Origin of the sequence: Kushneria phosphatilytica (genome assembly GCF_008247605.1) — a bacterium.
GTDB lineage: Bacteria > Pseudomonadota > Gammaproteobacteria > Pseudomonadales > Halomonadaceae > Kushneria > Kushneria phosphatilytica.
Window position 1 is genome coordinate 1,088,116 of record NZ_CP043420.1, and the last position, 23,248, is coordinate 1,111,363.

Genomic DNA, 23,248 nt, shown 5'->3' on the forward strand with positions numbered 1-23,248 from the left:
GGCGGCGGTCAAGCCTGATAGACTGGCTCCTGGCGTCCCTGTACCGGGGATATTCCATCCCGCCTGAACCGACCTGCTTGCGTTGCCATGAGTGAGACTCTCGATGCGTCATCCCACGAGGATCGATTGGCTGCGCCTTCGCGGGAGGTCGCTGCGCTGGTGCGTGGCGAGCCTCTACATGAGCTTCCGGAAGATCTTTACATTCCGCCTGAAGCGCTGCGTGTCTTCCTGGAAACCTTCGAAGGTCCGCTGGATCTGCTGCTTTATCTGATTCGGCGTCAGAATCTGGACATACTTGCCATCAATGTGGCGGCGGTGACGCATCAGTACATCGAGTATGTCGAGTTGATGGAGGTCAGCGGGATCGACCTGGCGGCTGAATATCTGCTGATGGCGGCTATGCTGGCAGAGATCAAGTCGCGATCGCTGCTGCCTCGGCCGCCGGCCAGCGAGGAAGACGAAGACGAAGACCCCACGGCGGCTCTGGTGCGGCGGTTACAGGAGTACGAACAGCTGAAGCAGGCAGCCGAGGGACTTGATGAGCTGCCACGGGAAGGGCGTGACTGGTTTCCTGCCGCAGCGGCGCCACCGACACTTGAAGTGCGGATTCGCCATCCCGATGTCGAGCTGTCCGAGCTGCTGGGCGCGTTATCGAAGCTGATGCAGCGAGCCGATTTCAATCAGGCGCATACCATCACGCGTGAAGCACTCTCGACTCGTGAGCGGATGATGGCAATTCTTGACCGGGTAAGCCCCGATCATTTTACGCCTTTCGAGGCGCTGTTTACTCCGGAAGAAGGGCGTGCCGGGGTAGTGGTCACCTTCATGGCACTGCTGGAGCTGACGCGTGAGCGCTTGATCGAGCTGATTCAGAATGCGCCACTGTCGCCGATTCATGTGCGGGGGCGAGCAACGCATGAGTTTGAAGAGGATGAAGGGGAAGGCGCTTATGAAGGGGCGCTATCGGTGGCGGGCGCCGGGGAACGGGATGACGAATAAGGCCATGAGTGGTGGGAGAGGGCGATGAGCCCCGAGCTGGATCGCATTCTGGAAGGCGCTCTGCTGGCGGCTGGTGAACCACTGAGTCTGGAGCGCCTGGAAGGTCTGTTCGACGAGGGTGCTCGACCCGAGCGGCGCCTGCTGCGCGAGGCTCTCGATACTTTGCATAAGAGGCTCGAGGGGTCGGCGCTGCGACTGGAGGAGACAGCCTCCGGCTATCGCCTGCGGGTGGATGATGCGCTTTCTCCATGGGTCTCGAGACTCTGGGAGGAGCGTCCTCAGCGATACTCCCGGGCGCTGCTGGAAACGCTGGCTCTGATCGCCTATCGTCAGCCCGTTACTCGAGGAGATATCGAGGATGTCAGGGGCGTATCGGTGAGCTCATCGATCATGCGCACCCTGAGTGAGCGCGGCTGGATTCGGGTGATCGGACATCGTGAAATGCCCGGTCGTCCGGCGGTTTACGCGACGACCCGCGCCTTTCTCGATGCGTTCGGGCTGAAAACACTGGATGAGCTGCCGCCCATGCAGGCCCTGAGAGAGGGCGAGACCGCTGATTGGCTGGAGCAACTGGTCGCTACCGAGCCTGAAGCCGAGCAAGAGGGCTCATCTGCCAGTGAGTCAGAACAGGGAGCGGCCTCAAGTACTGCACAAGAGAAATCGCACGCCGCGACGGCGTCCGAACGGACCGGACTGAGTCTGGCCGACATCGGTGATCGTTTCGCGCAGCGCGTGCAGACCGGTGATGACACTACCGGTGATGCTTCGGAAACCCCGGTCGAACGTGATGACACGCTTGATGAGCGGGACACGAATACTTCTGAACAACGGGACTGACGTGCAAACGATGGATACGGAAAAACTGCAAAAGGTGCTGGCACGTGCTGGCAAGGGCTCGCGGCGTGAGATGGAGAGCGCCATCAGCGCCGGACGTGTCACTGTCAACGGGGCTACTGCAGCGCTGGGTGATCGCGTCAGCATCAATGATCATGTCAGCCTGGATGGCCGTTCGGTCGTACTGACGGCCAGCGCAGAGTCATCGCGTCGGGTGATCATGTACAACAAGCCCGAGGGGGAACTGTGTACCCGCAAGGACCCCGAAGGGCGACGGACGGTGTTTGAACGACTGCCACGCCTGAAGGGGGAGCGCTGGATTGCGATCGGTCGTCTCGATATCAATACCAGTGGTCTGCTGCTGTTTACCACCGACGGTGAGCTGGCGAATCGTCTGATGCACCCCTCGATGCAGATCGAGCGTGAATATGCTGTCCGGATCATGGGTGAGGTGACCATGGAGCATGTCCAGGCGATGGTCGAAGGCGTCATGCTCGAGGATGGCCCCGCCCGCTTTACTGATGTTCAGGAGTTTGGCGGGGAGGGCATCAATACCTGGTTTCACGTTGTGATCATGGAAGGTCGCAATCGTGAAGTGCGTCGTCTCTGGGAATCCCAGGGGCTGACGGTCAGTCGGCTCAAGCGGGTGCGCTACGGCAATATCTTTCTGGACAAGCGGGCTCGCGCCGGCGAGTGGACCGAGTTGAATCAGGAAGAGATTGACGAACTCTCTGGCATGGCGGGTCTGGAACCCCGCAGGGTGCCCGAAATGACGCCTGATGAGCGTAATCGCTGGAGCCGTGACAAGCGCAAGCGTCGTCCCGTACGAGGGCTCAAGAATACCGGTCGTCATGCTGATTCCGAAGGACGCCGCTCGGGTGAGCGCGAGTCGGGAGAGGCACGACGAAGCGGTCGGGGCAGTCGTGGCAAGGGGCGTCACTCGCACTGAGCGCGCTCATTGCTGCTTTGAGCCTTGCATCTGCGCGTTTTTGAAAGTAATATTTGCGCCGCTGTTGCGCGGGTCGTTAGCTCAGTTGGTAGAGCAGTTGGCTTTTAACCAATTGGTCGCAGGTTCGAATCCTGCACGACCCACCATCGCAACGGCAGATAGCCTGAAAGGGCTGTTGTGATGAGTATGGCAGCGGGTCGTTAGCTCAGTTGGTAGAGCAGTTGGCTTTTAACCAATTGGTCGCAGGTTCGAATCCTGCACGACCCACCAGTATCCTGCTGCCATGGCAGGTCGGTTTCGTGTAGTGACCGGGTTATATCTGCCTCAGGGTCGTTAGCTCAGTTGGTAGAGCAGTTGGCTTTTAACCAATTGGTCGCAGGTTCGAATCCTGCACGACCCACCAGACTGCCGCGCCTCGCCCCGAATGGGGCGGGGCGTTTTGCTGTCCGGCTGTTCAGAATTTATCAATGGCTTGCTGATAGCCATGAAAGGCCTTGCGCCGTTCGCGAATTCGACTGGTGAGTGCATAGTCATCTGTCTGGCGAGACAGTTTCTCGGCAATATCGAGTTGATCCAGTCCACTATCAATGTGCCCGGTGAGCTGTAGCTGTTCGGCCAGTGCCAGATGCCCCCAGGCATCATGACCGCTGCGCCCGGCGGCTTCTGCCAGCAGATTCCAGACGTCGGGATCTTCATCATGGTCACGGGCGATGTCGCGCAGCCGGGTAAAGGCCTGCTCCGGATCAAGCGCCAGCTGTGCTTCGGCGGCTATCATGCGGGCGGGGAAGTAGTCCGGTGCCAGTTCGAGAATCTGCTGTGCCCGACGCAGTGCTTCCTGGTGACGGTCGGCATCGAGAGCCGCATCGGCAGCGCTGGCTGGCACCATCAGCAGGTCAGGCTGCTGCGCGGCGATGCGATCGAATTCGGCGAGAGCGCGATCAGGGTGGTGGTGGACCGAGTCCACCAACGCCTGCAGATAGTCGAGTGCCAACGGATGGGCATTATCTTCACGGAGCTGAGTGCGGACCTCTTCGGGATGCTCCATATTGCCCGCCAGCATGACCCGGGCGCGAATCATGTCGTACTCCGGGCCGGCGTCGTGGGACATGGCGTGATATTGCGCAGCCCGGGCTCGGATATCGCTCAAGCGTGACTGGGTAAGCGGGTGAGTCAACAGGAACTCGGGCGGTGAGTTGCCCTGCAGGCTGGCCAGCTGCTCCATGGCCGCGAACATGCGGGCCATGGCTTCAGGGTCCATATTGGCGCACGCCAGGGTCTGGAGGCCGACCCGGTCGGCTTCCTGCTCATACTGACGCGAATAGGCCAGCTGGTTCTGTATTGCGGCCGCCTGAGTGCCGGCAATGGTCGCCATGCCAAGATTGCTGCCGCTGCTGCCGCCTGCCCCTGCTGCGATGACCATACCGGCCAGCAGTGCCGCCATGGTAGGGAACTGGGCACGTTCGGAAGCGGCCATCTGGCGGGCGAAGTGGTGTTGCGAGAGATGGCCGAGTTCGTGAGCCAGTACCGATGCAAAGGCATCGTGACCGGGCGCATAGCGAAACAGACCGGTATTGACGCCGACTACGCCACCGGGCACAGCGAATGCGTTGAGCATGCGACTGGAGACCAGCGTCACGATAATGTGCGGATTGCTCAGGTGCGCGCAGGGCACCAGTTGATCGACCAGCGAACGTACCCAGGTGTGGGTGATCGGATCTCGCCATTGTGACGTTTGAGCACGGAACTGACGTAGCCATGTTCGTCCGAGCTGATATTCGTTCAGCCCCTGAAAGCTGGCTTGTGAACTGCCAAGATCAGGCAGGCCATAGCTGCTTTCGGCGGTGGTCGGCAGTGCCGTGACCAGCAGGGTACCTGCCAACAGGAGGCTACCCAAGCGCTTGCGGGATGACCCGGACATCAGTGACTCCATGAGAACGACGTCGGGAGGGGCGCTGCGGTTGCGCTCCGGCAGGCCCGGCGCGATCCGTCAGGCATTGAATTGTCTGGCAAAGTGCCCTTAAATCGGGACGATTTCAAGACCCGGCATGTGTGTGTACCAGGGAGGGGCATGGACGAGAATATTGATCGGACGCTGGATGCTACCGGATTGAGTTGTCCGATGCCGCTGCTCAAGGCCAAACAGGCGTTGGCCGAAATGAACAGCGGAGAGCGACTGTATGTACGGGCAAGCGACCCCGGGTCATGGCGCGACTTTGAAAGTTTTGTTGCGATGAGCCGCCATGAGCTTGTTTCCCGCGAGGAGCGCGACGGTCTTTTCCACTATGTGCTGATCAAGGGGTGAACGAAGTTATCTTCGTTTTCCTCATTCATCCTATCCCGCAGAGCAGGCATTTTCCCAGATGACATTCAAGGCCCTGATGAAGCGGCTGGTCAGCCGTTATTTCTCCGATGAGGAAGCGATCGTGCTGGGGGGCCTGCTGATCACCGGACTGCTGGTCGTTCTGCTGTTCGGCGGCATGCTGGCCCCATTTTTCACGGCACTGATCATTGCCTTTGTGCTGCAGGGGGGCGTGAGCTGGCTGGAGCGGCGGGGATTGCCGCGACTGGTGGCAGTCGGGCTGATTTTCGTACTGTTTCTGGGCGTACTGCTGACGCTGGCACTGATTGTGCTGCCCCTGGTCTGGAATCAGCTCGCTCATCTGACCCAGGAAATCCCCGACCTGCTGGGACGCAGCCGCATACTGCTTGAAGAGCTGCGAGATCGCTATCCGACCATCATAACTCCCGATCAGATTCAGCGCTGGATCTCCGCAGCCGGCAATGAGTTCTCACTGCTGGGGCGTCGCCTGCTGAGTCTGTCACTGAATTCTCTGGGCAGCCTGCTGGGCGTGGTGATCTATCTGGTGCTGGTACCGATCCTGGTTTTCTTCATGCTCAAGGATCGCGAACGACTGATCGGTTTTCTGCTTTCCATGTTACCGAAAAAACGCGCCCTGATGACCCGCATCTGGCGGGAGATGGATGACCAGATCGCCAATTTCATTCGCGGCAAGTTCATCGAGATCGTGATTGTGGCAGTGGTGTCCTGGATCACCTTCTGGGCGCTGGGGCTCCCCTATGCCACTCTGCTGGCGTTGATCGTGGGCCTGTCGGTACTGGTGCCCTATATCGGTGCGGCGGTGGCCACCCTGCCGATTGCTGCGGTAGCAGGCCTCACCTTTGGCTTCAGCGAGCATTTTGTCTGGGTCATGGTGGCCTATGCCATTCTGCAGGCACTGGATGGCAATGTGCTGGTGCCCGTGCTCTTTTCCGAAGCGGTCAATCTGCACCCGGTGGCCATTATCCTTGCGGTGCTCTTCTTCGGCGGGATTTGGGGGTTCTGGGGAATATTCTTTGCTATTCCGCTGGCGACCCTGCTCAAGGCGCTGATGTTTGCCTGGCCGCGCAATCGTGACCGGATACAGCAGGAAGATGCTGCCTGAGCAGGGTGACAGGATGGGCTATGTGATGGGGTCGCCTGCATGCAGGGCGCGTGCCGCGGCCAGTACTTCCTCGGCGTGCCCCTCGACCTTTACCTTGCGCCAGACGCGTGCAATACGGCCAGTGGCATCGATCAGGAAGGTACTGCGTTCGATGCCTTCATGCTCCTTGCCATAGAGCTTTTTCATTCTGATGACATCAAAGGCACGGCAGAGCTGTTCATCGGGATCACTGATCAACTCGAAGGGAAAGCACTGTTTGGCCCGAAAGTTCTCGTGTTTTTTCAGGCTGTCACGCGAGACGCCGTAAATCACGGTATCCACGGCATGAAAGTCATCGCTCAGATCGCGAAAGTTCTGGCCTTCGGTGGTACAGCCGGGGGTAGCATCCTTCGGATAGAAATAGAGCACTACCTGACGTCCTTCCATATGGGTCAGGTTGATCTGCTGGTCGCTGGTCGCCGCCAGGGTCATGTCGGGGACGGCATCACCGGCTACAAGGCTCATGGCACGGACTCCTGATGAAATGAGAAGCGTGAAAACGAGTGCGGGCTCATTACATGCCGCCCGATGGGACATGTAAAGCGATGCTGCGCTGTCTGTACACCTCGGAACACGCTGAGTACCATTGGAGCCCTTGTTCGGGCAGGGTGCGTTGGCAGGCCTTCTGTTGCCAACCGTCACCGGTTCGCTCTGGTTTCATGATTCACTGCATCCACGGAAGAGGTTCGCGGGATGATCACAGGCAGCATCGTCGCCCTGGCGACGCCGATGAAGGCTGGTGGCGAGATTGACTGGGACGCACTGCGTCGTCTGGTCGAATTCCACCTCGAGCACGGGACCGACGCTATCGTTGCCGCGGGGACTACCGGTGAGCCAACCACCATGTCGGTCGAGGAACATTTCGATGTCATTCGCACCGTAGTGGAAACGGTCGGGGGACGCATTCCGGTTATTGCTGGCACCGGTGCCAATGCGACCTCCGAGGCCGTGGCGCTGGCGCGCTATGCGACCGATGTTGGCGCCGATGGCTGTCTTTCGGTCTGTCCCTATTACAACAAGCCCACTCAGGAAGGGCTCTATCAGCATTTCAAGGCAGTTGCTGAAGCCAGCGATCTGCCCATCATTCTTTATAATGTGCCCGGTCGAACCAGTGTTGATCTCTATAACGAGACGACCCTGCGACTGGCCGAGGTCGACAACATTGTCGGTCTCAAGGATGCCACCGGCAATCTCGAGCGTGCCGAGGATCTGATCGAACAGCTGCGCGACAGCGACTTCGCACTCTATTCCGGAGATGACCCCACGGCCTGTGAGTTCATGCTGGCTGGTGGGCATGGGGTTATTTCGGTGTCTGCCAATGTCGCTCCCAAAGCCATGCACGACATGTGCGAAGCGGCCCGTCGTGGTGAGTTCGAAATGGCACATCAGATCAATACCCGACTGATGCCACTGCACTCGGCACTCGGGATCGAGGCCAATCCGATTCCGGTGAAGTGGGCGCTCAATCAGATGGGGCTGGCAGCCCCGGGGATCCGATTGCCGCTGACCTGGCTATCCGAAAAGTACCGACCCACGGTCGGTGAAGCTCTTCAGCTGGCAGGAGTCATGAACACATGAGGTCACAGTATCGCTGGGTAATGACCGTGCCCCTGATGGCACTAATGGCCGGATGTAGCGGCGGTTATTACTATGATCGCAACGCCGAATACAAGGCGGCCGAGATGTCACCCCCTCTCGAGCTGCCGGCGCAGCGCAACCAGCGGCTTTATCAGAATGCCATGCCGGTGCCCGATGCCAGCAACGATTTCATGGCCAGCGATGATTTCGAAGCGCCGCGGCCGCAATCCATGTCGTCGCGTCAGTCCCGGCAGTTCGTGGAAAGTCGTCAGGCTCAGGGACAGCACTGGCTGGTCGTCAATGCAGCCCCCGGGGCCATCTGGCCGCGATTGCAGTCTTTCGTTACCCAACAGGGTTATCAGGTGTCCAGCGTCAACGGCAATGAAGGCCGTATCGTGACTGATGCCGGCACGCTATCCGTGCGTCAGGGGCTACGCAACAACTCCAGTGAGGTGTATTGCCAGCAGCAGGATGCCCCCAATGAACGTTGCCTGAACGCGTTAACAGGCTTTCTCAACCAGCAGGCGCCCGAAGGTGGTGTCTCGATGGTGGCGCAGAACCTGTCACGCAATGATCGTGTCCGGCTTGAGAACCGTGGCGGTAACTGGCAGCTGGCGGTTGCTCTTGATTTTCCGCGCGCCTGGTCCGAGTTCTCCTACCAGCTGCACAACAATTTCGCCAACGACGACCGCAAGTTTGTGGATGAGGACCGTTCACAGCGCGTCTTCATGGTGCGTTATCGCCCGGCAGGGGATGGCGGCAGCTGGATACCCTTCATGGGTGGCAAGCCTGACCTCAAGCCCTATCGCCTGATGATCGATCCAGAGGGGGATAGCGTGCACATGACGGTCACCGATCCGCAGGGGGGCAAGGTTGATCCAAAGGTAGCCCGCTCGCTGCTGGATGCGGTGGCGTCGACGCTGCGCTGATGATCCGTTTCGCCTCACTGGGCAGTGGTAGTCGCGGCAATGCCACTCTGGTGGAAACCCGTGAGACCCGCGTGCTGGTCGATTGTGGTTTTGGCGTTCGTGAGGCGATCGGACGCATGAAACAGCTGGGAGTTGAGCCACAGGCGCTTGATGCGCTGCTGGTGACCCATGAGCATCGCGATCATCTCACTGGAGTAGCAGCGCTGGCGCGGCGTTACCGATTACCCGTGCATCTCACTGTCGGCACCTGGCTGAAAGCGAAGCTGGCGCCGTCGATCGAGACGGTTCTGATAACACCGGAACAGCGATTCGAGTTGCGTGATCTGGCAGTCGATCCGGTGACGGTGCCACATGACGCCCGAGAGCCGGTTCAATTCCTGTTCGAGTGTGGCGGGCGACGCCTGGGATTACTGACCGATCTGGGGTGGGCCACCGAGCATGTGCGGCGCCGCTATCGACATTGTGATGCGCTTGTACTGGAGAGCAATCATGACCCCCGGATGCTGGCTGAAGGACCTTATCCTCCGAGCCTCAAGCGACGGGTAGGGGGGCAGCGCGGTCATCTCTCCAATGCTCAGGCCGGAGAGTTGTTGCAGCAGTTGGGCACCGATCGTCTGCAATGGCTGGTAGCATCGCATCTCTCGGAGAAGAACAATCGCCCCGAACTGGCGTACGAGGCGATCAGTCCGCTATTGGACGGGGACTGTTCCCGGCTGGTGATTGCGGCACAGAACGAAACTACCTCCTGGCAGCAGATTGCCTGACGACTGCTGACATGTCTGCCTCAAGGCATGTCTGGACAGGGCAGGCGGGGCGCTGCGTTCAACCGGTCGGACTCGGGTCCGGTCGATACTGTTTATCGGAGACTGTCATGGAAAAACGCGGCGTACTCTATTCGGGCAAGGCCAAATCGGTCTATGAAACCGACGATCCGGATCGGCTGATTCTGGAGTTTCGCGACGATACCAGTGCCTTTGATGGCAAGAAGGTCGAGCAGCTGGCGCGCAAGGGCATGGTCAACAACCGCTTCAATGCCTTCATCATGGAGCGGCTGAAGGAAGCCGGCATTCCAACGCACTTCGAACGTCTGCGTTCGGACACCGAATGTGAAGTGAAGCGTCTGACCATGATTCCGGTCGAGTGCGTGGTGCGTAACCTGTCGGCGGGTGGTCTGTGCCGTCGATTGGGTGTCGAGGAAGGCCTGACGCTCAATCCGCCGACCTTCGAGCTCTTTCTCAAGAATGATGAAAAAGGCGATCCCATGATCAATGAGTCGCTGGCCGAGACCTTTGGCTGGGCGACTCGTCAGCAGCTGCAGCTGGCCCATGAACTCACTCTGCGGGTCAATGACGTGCTTCGGGAGTTGTTCCTCGAAGGCGACATGCTGCTGGTTGATTACAAGCTCGAGTTCGGCCTTTTCCATGGCGAGATTACTCTTGGCGATGAGTTCTCGCCGGATGGTTGCCGTCTCTGGGATGCGCAAACCCGCGAGAAGATGGACAAGGATCGCTTTCGCCAGGGGCTGGGTGGTGTTATCGAAGCCTATGAAGAGGTGGGGCGACGTATCGGGGTCAACTTCGACTGACGTTACTCATGTAGCGACGGGTACCAGGGCATCCACGATGACGCGGGCCTGGGGTTCATCGCTTTCGACATGAAAGCGGACATCGACATCATGCAGGCGCACACCATAACGACGTTCATCCTTCCTGAGGCGTCGATAGGCCGGCCGGGGGTCCTGTGCCAGTACCTCACGGATCAGTGAACCGAGTACCTCGGCCTCGGGATGCGTTGCCAGCTGCTGTTCGGCGTCGCGCGTGAAGTCCACCGGCAGTAGTGTCGGAGTGTCGGCAGCATAGCCACCTCGCGCCTGCTCGACATGGTCGGCCCAGGGTAAATAGGGCTTGATATCCACTACGGGTGTGCCATCAACCAGGTCATGAGCACGTAGTCGAAGTTGAACGCCGCTTTCAGTGTCAATATCGACCAGTTCGACCAGCGAGAGCCCGAGCCGATTGGGACGATGCGTCGAGCGTGATGCAAAGACGCCAATCCGGGTGTTGCCCCCCAATCGAGGTGGGCGTACCAGTGGGGTCCACCGCTCGGGGCTGCGATGAAACAGGAAGCTCAGCCACAGGTGACTGAATTTCTCCAGACCGCGAACCGCATCGGGATGATCGAAGGGTGCCTTGAGGTTCAGGGTGGCCGTGGCACTGGGTGCAAGAGCAGGCTGACGTGGTATACCGAACTTGTCGGGATAGCAGCTACTGATCGTGCCGATGACACTGAGCGTCAGCGAAGCCGGTAACGAATTGTCGGTGAGCGGAGGCTGATCATTCATGGACGTATTATGCCACTTGCCATCAAATGCGCCATGTTGAACCGGGGCTAGCACGGCTGGCATGAAAAGCGGCCGGTCAGGACCGGCCGCCAGCGAATCGCTCTGCATCCGCATATGTTCGGCTTCAGGTCAGGCTGCCTTCGGCCAGAGTGATTGAATCTCATTGGGCAACTGATCGGTCACGCGATTGATCTGACCCTGATCCAGTTTTTGCTCCAGCAGATGGAAAACGCCGCGCGTGGCCTGATGCACATCAAGCTCATTATGGCCCACGGCGTGGTGGCGAACGTGCTCAAGGAATTCTTCGGCAGTGTGGTATTTCTGCGGCGTATCAGCCGGTTTCCAGCCATCAAAGAAGATGCCGGTCAACATTACCGGGAGTTGACTGGAAAGACTGGCCGCCATATCTACCGTGATACGATCCCGCAGTGTATGCAGTACCGCGCGCAATGCACCATACGCCTGCTCGGGTGTATCGAGATCGAGTTCCTTTTTCAGATCCTGCAGCCAGATATCGGTTTCCTGAACGCTACGGCTGAGAACATCGGGACGGTTCTGACTCATGACTTGCCTCCCTGTCATGTAGCATGAATCCGTGCGGCAGGTCATTGCCGCAATCTCATGTTCAGTTCTGGATGATGATGCGCATCCTTGTCAAAGATTGACCCGCTGACTTCACCCACTGTTACGAAATACGGCAGAATGCTTGCGTTGGTCACCCGGAGGTGACCGGTTAAGACAGTCCAGGAGAGTGGCTGATGCTGGATCGATTACGGTTACGGGAAGCCAGAACCGAGGATGCGGCTGATCAGGCCGAAGTCTTTTATCATGCTGTCATGCAGGGTGCGGCAGGCCATTACAATCGGGAGCAGCGTGAGGCCTGGGTAGCGGCGCTGCCACGGGAAGCTGCCGCCTGGGTGGTGCGCCATCTTCACTATCGAACTGTTATTGCTGAACTTGATCGGCGTTGCGTAGGGTTTTGCGAGCTTGATCTGGAGCCGACACGTCGTACCGCTGCCATTGTCACTCTTTATGTCTGGCCATCGCTGGCCGGAAGAGGCATTGGTAGCCGTCTGCTGGCAGCAGCACTGGCTCAGGCGTATGAGGCTGGAGTCTCAGGAGTGACGCTCGAATCCAGTCTGATGATGGCGCCCTGGTTGCGTGCCAACGGTTGGGAGCATTTGGGCAGTGATGTGGTCGAACGAGAAGGTGTTTCGCTGCCTCGTGAACGGTTCCGTCATGCATTGACGGCCGATGACAGTATCTTTCGGCAAAATGCCGGGGCCTGAGCAGCATTTTCTTGCCCGCTTGCAACGAAAACGGTAATCGCATGGCTGACGCATACGACCCACTTCTGTTTGTGGAAAAACGCATTAATACCAGTTTTTTGACGATGGCCTTTGCGGTCTCGGTGGCGGGAGGTATCACCCTCCTGATGCTGGCCTGGCAACAGCACCGCTGGCAGTTGCCGGTGCCTATCGGTCTGCTGTTGCTGGCCTGGGGCATGATGATGGGCGGTAATCTGCGTCGGCGTCGTCAACTCTCACCGATACTGCGCCTGGAATCCGATCGTCTGCGTTATATCGGCGCACCGGCGTGGGCGCCGCGCTTGCACGACATTCCCTATGATGAGATTACCTCCATTGAAAAGGAGAACCGCTCGGTCATGCGTCTGCGATTGGCCTCCGCGAGAAGACCCCGCACGATACCGATCGGGCTGCTGCCCAGGGCCGAACGTCGTCGTTTCAGTGAAGCGCTCAGGGCGCGCTGTCATAATAACGACGCTTCCAGCGCTCGATCGATAGCGGAGTCCTGAAGACGAGCGGTTCATCAGAATGCCGGTAATAACCCGCGCGTTCCCGGGCGGTTACCACAATGAAAGGGCCCGTACCATGGGGTATGGGCCCTTGCCGTAATCCGACATTCCTCGATCAGGAGATAAAGTCGATGATGCCGCCTTCCACACGCAGTGCCGCGCCGGTAGTGGCAGAGGCCTGAGGAGAAGCCGCATAGACGCTCATGCTGGCCACCTCATCCACCTCGGCCATGCGCTGGATGATCGAGCTGGGCCGGTTCTCCATGACAAATTCGGCGCCCACTTCCTTCACCGACTTGCCACGCTCCCTGGCCATGCCTTCCAGCATGTTCTCCACGCCCTCGGAGCGGGTAGGGCCGGGCAGAATCGAATTAACGGTGACGCCAGTTCCGGCCAGTGCCTTGGCCAGGCCGCGTGCCAGCGAGACCACGGCTGTCTTGGTCACACCGTAGTGAATCATGTCGGCCGGGATATTGTAGGAGGATTCGCTTCCCAGGAACTGGATACGGCCCCAGCCGCGCTCCCGCATGCCGCGTGCATAGTGCCGCGCCACCCGAACACCGCTCATGACGTTGACCTAGAAGTAACGTTCCCACTCCTCATCATCGATGTCGAAAAAGTCCTGGGGGCCGAAGATCCCCATGTTATTGACCAGAATGTCGGTTTCAGGCTCGGCCTCGAAGAGCGCTTTTGCGCCCTCGGCAGAACCGAGATCGGCGGCGACACCCGAGACAGCTGCACCGGGCACCGCCTCCTGAATCTGGCGAATGGCCTCATCAACGCGGGTCTGGGTACGGCCATTGACCACGACCCGAGCGCCGGCGTTGGCAAGTCCTCTGGCAATGGCCAGGCCTATGCCTGCTGTAGAGCCGGTGACAATGGCATGCTTGCCGGAAAGATCGATCTGCATGAAACCTCCGTGAAACGAATGGTGGGATAAGCCCTGAACCGTGGTGAAAGTTAGCAGACTATCTTCAGATTTGTCGGTGCTACCCTGGCACATCAGCCAAAGTGATCGGCATTGACATGTTGATGGCGCGCACATCACAGGTCAGATCGTGCAGCACCAGGCGATCGATGCCGGTATCGGCCAGTTCCCGCAGCGCGGTTTCATCGCTGGAGGTCATGGCTTCCAGACGAACACGACTGGCATTGCGTCTGACTGCCTGCGCGATCTGGGCCGGCGTAAAACTTTCCAGACGTACGAAGTCTGCCTGCGAAGCTGCGGCTGCTTCCAGATCTTCAGGGCGGTCAATGGCTACACCCACCGTCAGGTCTCCGGCAATATCGCGCGCCTCGGCGACGGCACGTGCGATATCACCGCAGGCGGCGATATGGGCAGATTCGATCAAAAACGCGTCATGCAGTCCGGTGCGATGGCTGAAGCCACCACCGCATTTGACGGCATATTTCTGTGCCAGTCGCAGTCCCGGCAGCGTCTGTCGCGTGGCAACCACTTCAATGCCGGAATCGGCCAATAGGTCAACACAGTGCCGCGTACGGGTGGCGGTGGCTGACAGGGTACGCAACACGTTGAGCGCAGCTTCCCGACCCGCCAGCAGTGAGCGTGCGGCGCCATGCAGGGTGAGAAATGGGGTATCGGTAGCAACCCGATTACCATCGAAATGGGCCCATTCAAGGCGGATGGTAGGATCCAGGCGACGAAAGAGCTCTTCCACCCAGGGGACGCCGCAGAGTATGGTCGTTTCATGCGCGATGATGTAGGCGTCGGCCTGACGATGGCCGGGGATGAGCTGGGAGGTGATGTCACCGGGACCAATATCCTCGGTAATCAGCCGTGCCGCACTGATGCGGATGTCTTCGGCAAGGGCTTCCTGAAACTTCATGGACGGACTCTCTCGAACAGGCATGATCCATGGGGCCGGGCAATCATGACAAATCCAGCGGTCACGACGCTATCAGTATAGAACAGGGGAGTGAGCTTGCAGCAGGATTGGAGAGGATATCGGAAGACGTTGGAAGCGATAGAGGAGCATCGTCTGATCGGCGTCCGGCAGGTCGCATCGCCCAACTGCAATGCGCGTCCGACCGATGAGCTTTCGCTGATCGTGTTGCATGCCATCAGTCTTCCGCCCGGCATATTTCATGGGGATGCCATCGAGCGACTGTTTACCAATCGACTGGATGCTCGGGAACATCCCTTTTTTGCCACCATCGATGGTCTCAGGGTCTCGGCTCACCTGCTGATCCGCCGTGGTGGTGAGTGTATACAGTTCGTCCCCTTTGATCGCCGTGCCTGGCATGCCGGTCGTTCCTGCTGGCAGGGACGACGGGAGGTCAATGATTTCAGTGTGGGAATTGAACTCGAAGGTGATCACCGACCCTTTACCGCAGCGCAGTATCATCGTTTGAGCGATGTCCTTCAGACCATGGTGCACTCGTATCCGGAATTATCCCTCTCCCGTCTTGTGGGTCATGAGCAGATTGCACCGCTGCGCAAGAACGATCCCGGGCCCGGTTTCGACTGGCAGTATCTTCATCGCTGTCTGGAGGGCAGGCGTCATTGAATGCGTGGCATCGCCCGCCGTGGGCGACTACAGTGTGATCACGATTCCCGCTATGCTGACCTTCTGTCCGATGTATTTACCCGTCGAATCAATGTCGCGTAATACCAATGGTGCAGCCCTCAATTGGCACGGCGCGGCGTTTCAGGTATCTTTTTCCACCAATTCTGATACTACCGCAGTGAGTCGCTACGCCTGCTCCCGGCAGTTCACGATAATGCGCCGGCCGCGTCGTTTTCCCGGTATCAACGTCCTCGGTCATTGTCGACATTCGTGTCGATATCATGGACTTCATACGGTCACGACTCCCACGAGACGACCCGCCCGGAACCGCGCGCCCCTGAACAGTGCCACTGGCCCCACAAGGGCCTACCGATCACTCATCTTCTATTCGGAGAGATATCTATGAGTCTGGAGGCAAGAGAGGATCTCGATCCGACCGAAACCCAGGAATGGCTGGAGTCCCTGGCGTCGGTCCTCGATCGGGAAGGTGAGGAGCGTGCTCAGTACCTGTTGACCCGACTGGCTGATCGACTGCGACGGGATGGCAAGATTCCGCCGTTTTCCGTCAATACGCCCCATCGCAACACCATCCCGGTACATCGTGAAGCGAAAATGCCGGGGGATATGTTCCTGGAGCGCAAGATCCGCTCGGCGATTCGCTGGAATGCCGTGGCTCAGGTACTGCGTGCCAACAAGAAGCACAAGGGACTGGGTGGCCATATTGCCAGCTATCAGTCCTGCGCTACGCTCTATGAGACCGGTTTCAACCACTTTTTCCGTGCCGACAGCGATGAGCAAAAGGGTGATCTGGTCTATATCCAGGGGCATGTGACCCCCGGTATTTATGCGCGCTCCTATCTCGAGGGGCGACTGACCGAGGAACAGATGGATGGCTTCCGTCAGGAAGCGGAAGGCACCGGGTTATCCTCCTATCCTCACCCCTATCTGATGCCGGAATACTGGCAATTCCCGACCGTGTCGATGGGGCTGGGTCCGATCCAGGCCATCTATCAGGCGCATGTCATGAAGTATATGCATGCCCGCGAACTATCGGACATGGGCGATCGCAAGGTCTGGGCTTTCCTCGGTGACGGTGAGTGCGACGAGCCGGAGTCACTGGGTGCCCTGCATCTGGCCAGCCGGGAGAAGCTCGGCAACCTGATCTTCGTGATCAACTGCAACCTGCAGCGTCTTGATGGCCCGGTGCGTGGTAATTCCAGCATCATGGATGAACTGGAAGGTGTCTTCCGTGGCGCCGGCTGGAATGTCATCAAGGTGGTCTGGGGTGGCCTGTGGGATCCGCTGCTCGAGCGTGACAGTAAAGGGATGCTGCAGCGCCGCATGGACGAGGCGGTCGATGGCGAGTATCAGAACTACAAGGCTCAGGGGGGCGCCTATACCCGCGAGCACTTCTTCGGCAAGTATGACGAAACCCGCAAGCTGGTCGAGGACTACACCGACGAGGACATCTTCCGTCTCAACCGCGGCGGGCATGATCCGCAGAAGGTCTATGCGGCCTATCATGAAGCCTTCCACAACGCCGGCGATCGGCCCACGGTGATCCTGGCGCATACCGTCAAGGGTTACGGTATGGGCGGTGGCAGCGGCGAAGCCGATATGGAAGCCCACCAGATCAAGTCCATGGATGTGGATGCGCTCAAGGCCTTCCGTGATCGCTTCGGCGTGCCGATTTCCGACAAGCAGATCGAGGATGGCAACATCCCGTATTACAAGCCGGAAGATGATACGCCGGAGATGAAGTACCTCCATCTCCAGCGTGAACGGTTGGGGGGCTATCTACCGTCACGGCGTACCGATTTCGAGCAGCTTGATATCCCCGGGCTCGATGACAAGATGTTTGCGACCCAGACGAAAGGCTCCGGTGATCGTGAAGTCTCGACCACAATGTCCTTCGTGCGTGTGCTGGGCGGACTCGTCAAGAACAAGCAGCTCGGCTCGCGTGTGGTGCCGATCATTCCGGATGAAGCACGCACCTTCGGCATGGAGGGCATGTTCCGCCAACTGGGTATCTATGCCGCTGAAGGGCAAAAGTACGAGCCTGTCGATGCTGGCCAGATCATGTACTACCGCGAGGACCAGAAGGGTCAGATCCTCGAGGAAGGTATCACCGAAGCCGGTTCCATCTCGGCCTGGCTGGCTGCAGCAACTTCGTATGCCAATCATGACCTGACGCTGATTCCGTTCTACATCTACTACTCGATGTTCGGCTATCAGAGGGTTGGTGATCTGGTCTGGGCGGCCGGTGATCTTCAGGCCCGCGGCTTCATGATCGGGGGCACGGCGGGGCGCACCACCATCAACGGTGAGGGGCTTCAGCACCAGGACGGGCACAGTCATGTGCTGATGTCGACGGTACCCAGCTGCCGCTCCTACGATCCCTGCTATGGTCATGAGCTGGCAGTGATTCTGCAGGATGGCATGAAGCGGATGTACCAGGATCGTGAGAACTGCTTCTACTATCTCACGGTAATGAACGAGAACTACCATCACCCTGAAATGCCCGAAGGCAGTGAAGAGGGCATCATTCGGGGCATGTACCTGCTCAGTGAAGGCAAGGCCGGGGGCAAGAAGTCTCCGCGGGTACAGCTGATGGGCAGTGGTACCATCCTGCGCGAAGTCGAGGCGGCTGCCGAACTGCTCGCCGAGAATCACAATGTGATTGCCGATGTGTGGAGCGTCACCAGCTTCAACGAGCTGCGCCGCGAAGCGCTCGAATATGATCGTCAGCAGTTTCTGGTACCGGACGAGAAGCGCGAAAAACCCTGGGTCACGCAGCAGCTGGAAGGCCGTGAGGGCCCGGTCATCGCCTCGACCGATTACATGAAGCTCTACGCTGACCAGATTCGCGCCTGGGTGCCACAGCACTTCTACGTACTGGGCACTGACGGCTTCGGTCGCTCGGATACTCGCGAAGCACTGCGTCGCTTCTTCGAAGTAGACCGGTATTTCGTCACCGTGCAGGCACTACGGGCGTTGGCAGAACGTGGCGAGATCGAGGCGAAGGTCGTGACCGACGCCATGAAGAAATACGATATCGACCCGGCCAGGCCCAATCCGTTGGTGAGCTGATGACCCCCGATGGGCGAGGCTGCGGCCTCGCCCTTTCACAGGCCATGGCCAGGTGAGAGGAGCGCGACCTTGAGTAGTGAAATCATTAAGGTCCCCGACATCGGGGGCAGCGAAGGCGTCGAGATCATCGAGGTCTCGGTACAATCCGGTGATACGATCGAACCCGAAGACACCATGATCGTGCTGGAGTCCGACAAGGCCAGTATGGATGTGCCTGCGCCGAAGGGTGGCAAGGTTAAAAAGTTGCTGGTCCAGGAAGGCGACAAGGTCTCCGAGGGCGATGACATCCTCGAGCTGGAGATTGACGGCGAAGAGGAAGGCAGTGATAGCGAGTCCTCTGGCTCCAGCGAGGAACAGGAGTCTGACGAACAGGCGCCAGCCGAAACCTCACAGCAGAAAAGCGAAGACTCGAAGCCGAAGCAACAGAAGAAAAAATCCGGTAGTAGCGCCGGCGGCAAGCGTACGGTTGAAGTTCACGTGCCGGATATCGGTGGCAGTGAGGGTGTTGAAATCATCGAAATTGCTGTCAGCGAAGGCGATGAGATCAATGAAGAAGATGCCCTGATTACGCTGGAGTCCGACAAGGCTTCCATGGATGTGCCCAGCCCCTACAGTGGCAAGCTGGTATCGCTTTCCGTCAGTGAGGGGGACAAGGTTTCCGAAGGGGATCTGATCGGAACCATGGAAATCGCCGGTGAAGGCGGTGAAGAGGATGATGACGCCTCGGACGAGGACGACGAACCGGAAAGCCGCGATGAGCCGGAAGATGCCGGTGATGAAGACGATGACGACGAGGATGATGATGAAGCCGAGTCGGGCGGTCGTCAGGAATTGCGTGTGCCGGATATCGGTGGCAGCGAGAACGTCGAGATCATTGAAGTCGCCATCAGTGAAGGTGACGAGGTCAGCGAAGAAGACGCGCTGATTACGCTGGAGTCCGACAAGGCCTCGATGGACGTGCCAAGTCCTTACAAGGGCAAAATTGTCGAGGTCAGTGTCAGCGAAGGCGATACGGTTTCCGAGGGAGATCTGATCGGCTATATCGAGGTGGCTGGTAGCCAGCCCAGGCCGAAGAAGCAGCAACAGTCGAAATCGTCCGACAAGAGCGATCAGAAGGCGTCAAGGCAGGAAAGTGCACGTCGTGAGCAGCCCGCCGAAGAGAAGAAGGACGAGGGTAGCTACGGTGGTGAACAGGCGCCGCGTCAGAGTGAAGAGCAGCAGCGCAGTAGTGCCAGTGTTCATGCCGGGCCTGCCGTGCGGCTGATGGCGCGCGAGCTCGGTGTGGATCTGGCCGAAGTAACGCCCGGCGGACCGAAGAATCGAATCCTCAAGGAGGATGTCGATGCCTTCGTCAAGCAGGTCATGCAGGGCCGCAAGGACAGTGGCAGCAGCAAGACCCAGTCACCCTCTGAAAGTGGTGCAGGTATTCCGCCGATTCCGGCGGTCGATTTCAGCAAATTCGGTGAAATCGAAGAGAAACCGATGGGCCGACTGATGAAGGCCGGGGCTACCAACCTGCATCGCAGCTGGCTGAACGTGCCACACGTCACCCAGTTCGACGAGGCTGATATCACCGAGCTGGAGTCCTTCCGTAAATCGATGAAGGAAGAGGCTCAGGCGCAGGGTGCCCGTTTGACGCCACTGCCGTTCCTGCTCAAGGCAGCAGCTCATGCGCTGGCAAAATATCCTCAGTTCAACGTCTCGCTGCATCCTGACGGCGACAGGGTGATCTGGAAGAAGTATGTCCATATTGGCATGGCTGTTGACACGCCCAATGGTCTGATGGTGCCAGTCATTCGTGATGTGGATCAGAAAGGGCTGATTGAACTGGCGAAGGAAGCCGGCGATCTGGCTGCACGCGCCCAGGACGGCAAGCTCAAGCGAGACGAGATGCAGGGCGGCTGCTTTACCATCTCCAGTCTCGGCTCGATTGGCGGCACCGGCTTCACGCCGATCGTCAACGCGCCCGAGGTGGCTATCCTCGGCGTTGCCAAATCGCAGACGAAGCCGGTATGGGATGGTGGACAGTTCCAGCCACGGTTGATGATGCCGCTGTCGCTCTCCTACGACCATCGCGCCGTCAATGGTGCTGATGCGGCACGTTTTACCGCCTATCTGGCACAGCTGCTCAGCGATATTCGTCGCCTCGTGTTGTAACTCATTCGAAGTCATGGATGCTGAAAAGCGGCCTGCGGGCCGCTTTTTTGATCAACATGATTCGGGCGGCATTCTGACAGGTTGGTCATGGTGGCGGGGGCAATGCTTGTGCCATGCCAATGCTGCCGGTATCGTCTGTAACATCGCCTGCTGGCATGACATGGCCAGTCCCATCGAACAGAACCGGTCCCCGGGGCCGGTTCTGTTTATGCTTCAGAATTGATGACACCAACAAGGAGCGGTATTCATGCGCTTGATCCTTCTGGGCCCCCCTGGTGCGGGCAAGGGTACGCAGGCAAAATTCCTTTGTGAGCGCTACGGAATCCCGCAGATTTCCACTGGTGATATGTTGCGTACCGCGATTCGTGAAGGCAGTGAGCTGGGCCAAAAGGTCGAGGCAGTCATGAATGCCGGTGAACTGGTTTCCGATGATCTGATTGTTTCACTGGTTCGCGAGCGTATCGCGCAGGATGACTGTGCCAACGGTTTTCTTTTCGATGGCTTTCCGCGCACCATCGCTCAGGCTGAAGCGACTCGGGAAGCAGGCGTGCGTCTGGATCATGTCATCGAGATCGCAGTTGACGAAGAAGAGATTGTCAGCCGACTCTCGGGCCGTCGTGTCCATCCCGGCTCCGGCCGCGTTTATCACATCGAGCATCAACCGCCCAGAGAGGTGGATATCGATGACGAGAGCGGTGAACCACTGATTCAGCGTGATGATGATCGCGAGGAGACGGTCCGGGATCGATTGCGGGTCTATCGTGATCAGACTCGCCCGCTGGTCGATTACTACCAGCAGATGGCCAGTGACTCGCCTGCTGAAGCCCCTGTCTATCATCGAGTGGAAGGTATCGGCAGTGTCGAGGAAATCCGGGCACGGATTCTGGCGGCGCTGGAAGATACACAACAGGCCTGATTGCCATCGGACGTCGCGCTTCGTTCGCTGATCCCGGGAGTGTGCCGGTTCGCCGAACGGAGCGCCGTGCTTTTGACGTCATCTCCGCCCTTCGTATAATGCCCACCAGTCTCAGGCACGGTAACCCCTCATGACACGACTTCTGGCTCTGGATACTTCGGCCGAGAGCTGTTCTGCGGCACTCTGGTGTAATGGAGAGGTAACCGGAACCTGTGAACATGCACCACGACAGCAATCCCGTCGTCTGATGCCCATGATTGATGAGTTGCTGGCGTCCAGTGGTGTGACGTTGTCATCGCTGGATGCCATTGCCTATGGCCATGGCCCCGGCTCGTTTACCGGTATCCGTATTGCGGCAGGCACGGCCCAGGGATTGGCATGGGGCATCGAGAGACCGTTGCTGGGGATCTCGACTCTGGAGACTCTGGCGCTTCAGGCGTACCTGAGCAGTGGGGCCGAACTGGTTCTGCCTGCGCTTGATGCCCGCATGGGCGAGCTCTACAGCGCCCTCTATCGGGTCCGTGAGGGGCGTCCGGAGGTACTGCTCGACGAGCGGGTTCATCCGCCGGAAGAACTGATACTACCACCGCTGAACGACGGCGATGTCCTGCATGGCATCGGCAGTGGTTGGAAGCTTGCACAACAACTACCCAAGGCTGTTCGATCCCGGGCCTGCGAGGTTGAGGCCGATAGGGAACCGGACGCCTCGGCCATGGTCCGGCTGGCAGCCACCAGGCTTGAGGCCGGGAACTTCAAGGCGATTGCTTACGCGATCCCGGTGTATCTACGGGATCAGGTTACCACGCGCTAATCCGAGGCATGTTCCATGGAGTGGATGCACGTCGTCATCCTTGCATTGCTACAGGGCATTACCGAGTTTCTGCCCATTTCCTCTTCCGCTCATCTGATTCTTCCTTCCCAGGTGCTGGGCTGGCCCGATCAGGGTCTGGCGTTCGATGTGGCCGTCCATATCGGTACCCTGTTGGCCGTTATCATGGCTTTTCGTCATGAGGTAGTGGCGATTACAAGAGGTTGGTTCGTCCAGGTTTTCCGGAGCCAGCCGAATCCGGAAGGCCGGTTGGGCTGGGCCGTGATCATCGGAACGCTGCCGGCAGTCATCATCGGCTATTTTTGCGAGGGGCTGGTCGAAACCTGGGGGCGCTCGGCGGCCGTCATTGCCACGACCACGGTGGTCTTCGGTATCGCATTATGGTGGGCGGATCGTTCCGGTGCACGTGTTCGCGATAACGATCGACTTGGCTGGCGCCATGCCGTACTGATCGGCCTGGCTCAGGCGCTGGCACTGATCCCCGGTACTTCCCGATCCGGCATTACCATTACGGCTTCGCTGCTGCTGGGCTATACCCGTCAGGCTGCGGCTCGTTTTTCCTTTCTGCTGTCGATTCCCCTGATTCTGGCGGCCGGTAGCCTCAAGGGCATCGAGCTCTGGCAGACTGGCAGTGATGCCCAGTGGTTCGATGTGGGCGCTGGTGCCGTACTTTCCTTCATTGCAGCACTGCTGTGTATCCGTCTCTTTCTGGCAGCGCTGGATCGGATCGGTATGTGGCCTTTTGTCATCTATCGTCTGATCCTGGGACTATGCCTGTTCATATTTGTGGTGGTCTGAGC

General features: G+C 58.8%; 22 protein-coding genes, 3 tRNA genes and 1 pseudogene. 20 read left to right on the plus strand and 6 right to left on the minus strand.

The window, feature by feature from the left end; translation table 11 throughout:
- Positions 1 to 87 precede the first annotated feature (87 nt).
- From FY550_RS04765 to FY550_RS04790, 6 genes are all read left to right on the plus strand, one after another.
- Positions 88 to 999 carry a segregation and condensation protein A gene (locus tag FY550_RS04765; protein ID WP_070976108.1) on the plus strand — a complete coding sequence of 304 codons (912 nt, stop codon included), beginning with the start codon at positions 88 to 90 and terminating at the stop codon, positions 997 to 999.
- 24 nt (positions 1,000 to 1,023) lie between these two features.
- On the plus strand, positions 1,024 to 1,836 hold the full coding sequence (scpB, locus tag FY550_RS04770; RefSeq protein WP_070976110.1) for an SMC-Scp complex subunit ScpB: 813 nt from the start codon (positions 1,024 to 1,026) through the stop codon (positions 1,834 to 1,836).
- A gap of 10 nt (positions 1,837 to 1,846) precedes the next feature.
- Positions 1,847 to 2,782, plus strand: coding sequence for a 23S rRNA pseudouridine(2605) synthase RluB (gene rluB, locus FY550_RS04775; RefSeq protein ID WP_149054389.1), 936 nt, complete (start codon positions 1,847 to 1,849; stop codon positions 2,780 to 2,782).
- 70 nt (positions 2,783 to 2,852) lie between these two features.
- Positions 2,853 to 2,928 (plus strand) — tRNA-Lys (locus FY550_RS04780).
- A 48-nt stretch (positions 2,929 to 2,976) separates the two neighbouring features.
- Positions 2,977 to 3,052: transfer RNA gene (locus tag FY550_RS04785), tRNA-Lys, on the plus strand.
- 57 nt (positions 3,053 to 3,109) lie between these two features.
- Positions 3,110 to 3,185, plus strand: a tRNA-Lys gene (locus FY550_RS04790).
- A 51-nt stretch (positions 3,186 to 3,236) separates the two neighbouring features.
- On the opposite strand, the gene FY550_RS04795 is transcribed toward FY550_RS04790, so the two are convergent.
- Positions 3,237 to 4,700 (minus strand): M48 family metalloprotease, encoded by a 1,464-nt coding sequence (locus FY550_RS04795; protein ID WP_149054390.1) that lies wholly within the window; start codon positions 4,698 to 4,700, stop codon positions 3,237 to 3,239.
- Between the two features lie 150 nt (positions 4,701 to 4,850).
- On the opposite strand from FY550_RS04795, the gene FY550_RS04800 reads away from it, so the two are divergent.
- Positions 4,851 to 5,084, plus strand: coding sequence for a sulfurtransferase TusA family protein (locus FY550_RS04800; protein ID WP_070976151.1), 234 nt, complete (start codon positions 4,851 to 4,853; stop codon positions 5,082 to 5,084).
- Between the two features lie 58 nt (positions 5,085 to 5,142).
- Entirely contained in the window at positions 5,143 to 6,225 is a 1,083-nt protein-coding gene (locus FY550_RS04805; protein WP_070976154.1) for an AI-2E family transporter, read from the plus strand.
- An 18-nt stretch (positions 6,226 to 6,243) separates the two neighbouring features.
- On the opposite strand, the gene FY550_RS04810 is transcribed toward FY550_RS04805, so the two are convergent.
- Positions 6,244 to 6,729, minus strand: coding sequence for a peroxiredoxin (locus FY550_RS04810; RefSeq protein ID WP_070976157.1), 486 nt, complete (start codon positions 6,727 to 6,729; stop codon positions 6,244 to 6,246).
- Positions 6,730 to 6,957: 228 nt separating this feature from the next.
- Here FY550_RS04810 and dapA point away from each other — a divergent pair, with 228 nt between their 5' ends.
- The 4 genes from dapA to purC all read left to right on the plus strand — a co-directional run bounded on the left by dapA (position 6,958) and on the right by purC (position 10,356).
- Positions 6,958 to 7,842, plus strand: a complete 885-nt coding sequence (gene dapA, locus FY550_RS04815; protein WP_070976159.1) for a 4-hydroxy-tetrahydrodipicolinate synthase — start codon at positions 6,958 to 6,960, stop codon at positions 7,840 to 7,842.
- Entirely contained in the window at positions 7,839 to 8,771 is a 933-nt protein-coding gene (gene bamC / locus FY550_RS04820; RefSeq protein ID WP_070976162.1) for an outer membrane protein assembly factor BamC, read from the plus strand. The genes dapA and bamC overlap by 4 nt, the downstream gene beginning before the upstream one ends.
- On the plus strand, positions 8,771 to 9,535 hold the full coding sequence (locus tag FY550_RS04825; protein WP_070976165.1) for an MBL fold metallo-hydrolase: 765 nt from the start codon (positions 8,771 to 8,773) through the stop codon (positions 9,533 to 9,535). The genes bamC and FY550_RS04825 overlap by 1 nt, the downstream gene beginning before the upstream one ends.
- 107 nt (positions 9,536 to 9,642) lie before the next feature.
- Positions 9,643 to 10,356, plus strand: coding sequence for a phosphoribosylaminoimidazolesuccinocarboxamide synthase (purC, locus tag FY550_RS04830; RefSeq protein WP_070976167.1), 714 nt, complete (start codon positions 9,643 to 9,645; stop codon positions 10,354 to 10,356).
- Positions 10,357 to 10,362: 6 nt separating this feature from the next.
- Here purC and tsaA read toward each other — a convergent pair whose 3' ends face one another.
- Positions 10,363 to 11,112, minus strand: coding sequence for a tRNA (N6-threonylcarbamoyladenosine(37)-N6)-methyltransferase TrmO (gene tsaA, locus FY550_RS04835; RefSeq protein ID WP_070976215.1), 750 nt, complete (start codon positions 11,110 to 11,112; stop codon positions 10,363 to 10,365).
- Positions 11,113 to 11,241: 129 nt separating this feature from the next.
- A complete protein-coding gene (locus tag FY550_RS04840; RefSeq protein WP_168201478.1) occupies positions 11,242 to 11,676 on the minus strand; it encodes a DUF2267 domain-containing protein in 435 nt (144 codons plus the stop codon).
- A 194-nt stretch (positions 11,677 to 11,870) separates the two neighbouring features.
- Between FY550_RS04840 and FY550_RS04845 the strand changes: the two genes are divergently transcribed.
- Positions 11,871 to 12,401, plus strand: coding sequence for a GNAT family N-acetyltransferase (locus FY550_RS04845; RefSeq protein WP_070976169.1), 531 nt, complete (start codon positions 11,871 to 11,873; stop codon positions 12,399 to 12,401).
- Between the two features lie 41 nt (positions 12,402 to 12,442).
- The gene (locus tag FY550_RS04850; protein WP_070976172.1) at positions 12,443 to 12,928 is read left to right on the plus strand and encodes a hypothetical protein; all 486 of its coding nucleotides are present in this window, start codon (positions 12,443 to 12,445) and stop codon (positions 12,926 to 12,928) included.
- 115 nt (positions 12,929 to 13,043) lie between these two features.
- Here the strand turns inward: FY550_RS04850 and FY550_RS04855 are convergent.
- Positions 13,044 to 13,973, minus strand: a pseudogene (locus FY550_RS04855) (SDR family NAD(P)-dependent oxidoreductase).
- A complete protein-coding gene (nadC, locus tag FY550_RS04860) occupies positions 13,918 to 14,775 on the minus strand; it encodes a carboxylating nicotinate-nucleotide diphosphorylase (protein ID WP_070976175.1) in 858 nt (285 codons plus the stop codon). Before nadC ends, FY550_RS04855 begins: the two are co-directional and overlap by 56 nt.
- Positions 14,776 to 14,904: 129 nt before the next feature.
- Here nadC and ampD point away from each other — a divergent pair, with 129 nt between their 5' ends.
- From ampD to FY550_RS04890, 6 genes are all read left to right on the plus strand, one after another.
- Positions 14,905 to 15,456 carry a 1,6-anhydro-N-acetylmuramyl-L-alanine amidase AmpD gene (gene ampD / locus FY550_RS04865; RefSeq protein ID WP_168169266.1) on the plus strand — a complete coding sequence of 184 codons (552 nt, stop codon included), beginning with the start codon at positions 14,905 to 14,907 and terminating at the stop codon, positions 15,454 to 15,456.
- Positions 15,457 to 15,858: 402 nt separating this feature from the next.
- Entirely contained in the window at positions 15,859 to 18,546 is a 2,688-nt protein-coding gene (aceE, locus tag FY550_RS04870; protein WP_070976177.1) for a pyruvate dehydrogenase (acetyl-transferring), homodimeric type, read from the plus strand.
- A gap of 69 nt (positions 18,547 to 18,615) precedes the next feature.
- Positions 18,616 to 20,703 carry a pyruvate dehydrogenase complex dihydrolipoyllysine-residue acetyltransferase gene (gene aceF / locus FY550_RS04875; RefSeq protein ID WP_070976179.1) on the plus strand — a complete coding sequence of 696 codons (2,088 nt, stop codon included), beginning with the start codon at positions 18,616 to 18,618 and terminating at the stop codon, positions 20,701 to 20,703.
- A gap of 247 nt (positions 20,704 to 20,950) precedes the next feature.
- Positions 20,951 to 21,619, plus strand: coding sequence for an adenylate kinase (gene adk, locus FY550_RS04880; protein ID WP_070976185.1), 669 nt, complete (start codon positions 20,951 to 20,953; stop codon positions 21,617 to 21,619).
- Positions 21,620 to 21,749: 130 nt separating this feature from the next.
- On the plus strand, positions 21,750 to 22,430 hold the full coding sequence (gene tsaB / locus FY550_RS04885) for a tRNA (adenosine(37)-N6)-threonylcarbamoyltransferase complex dimerization subunit type 1 TsaB (protein ID WP_070976187.1): 681 nt from the start codon (positions 21,750 to 21,752) through the stop codon (positions 22,428 to 22,430).
- A 15-nt stretch (positions 22,431 to 22,445) separates the two neighbouring features.
- Positions 22,446 to 23,246, plus strand: a complete 801-nt coding sequence (locus FY550_RS04890) for an undecaprenyl-diphosphate phosphatase (protein WP_070976189.1) — start codon at positions 22,446 to 22,448, stop codon at positions 23,244 to 23,246.
- Positions 23,247 to 23,248: the final 2 nt, after the last annotated feature.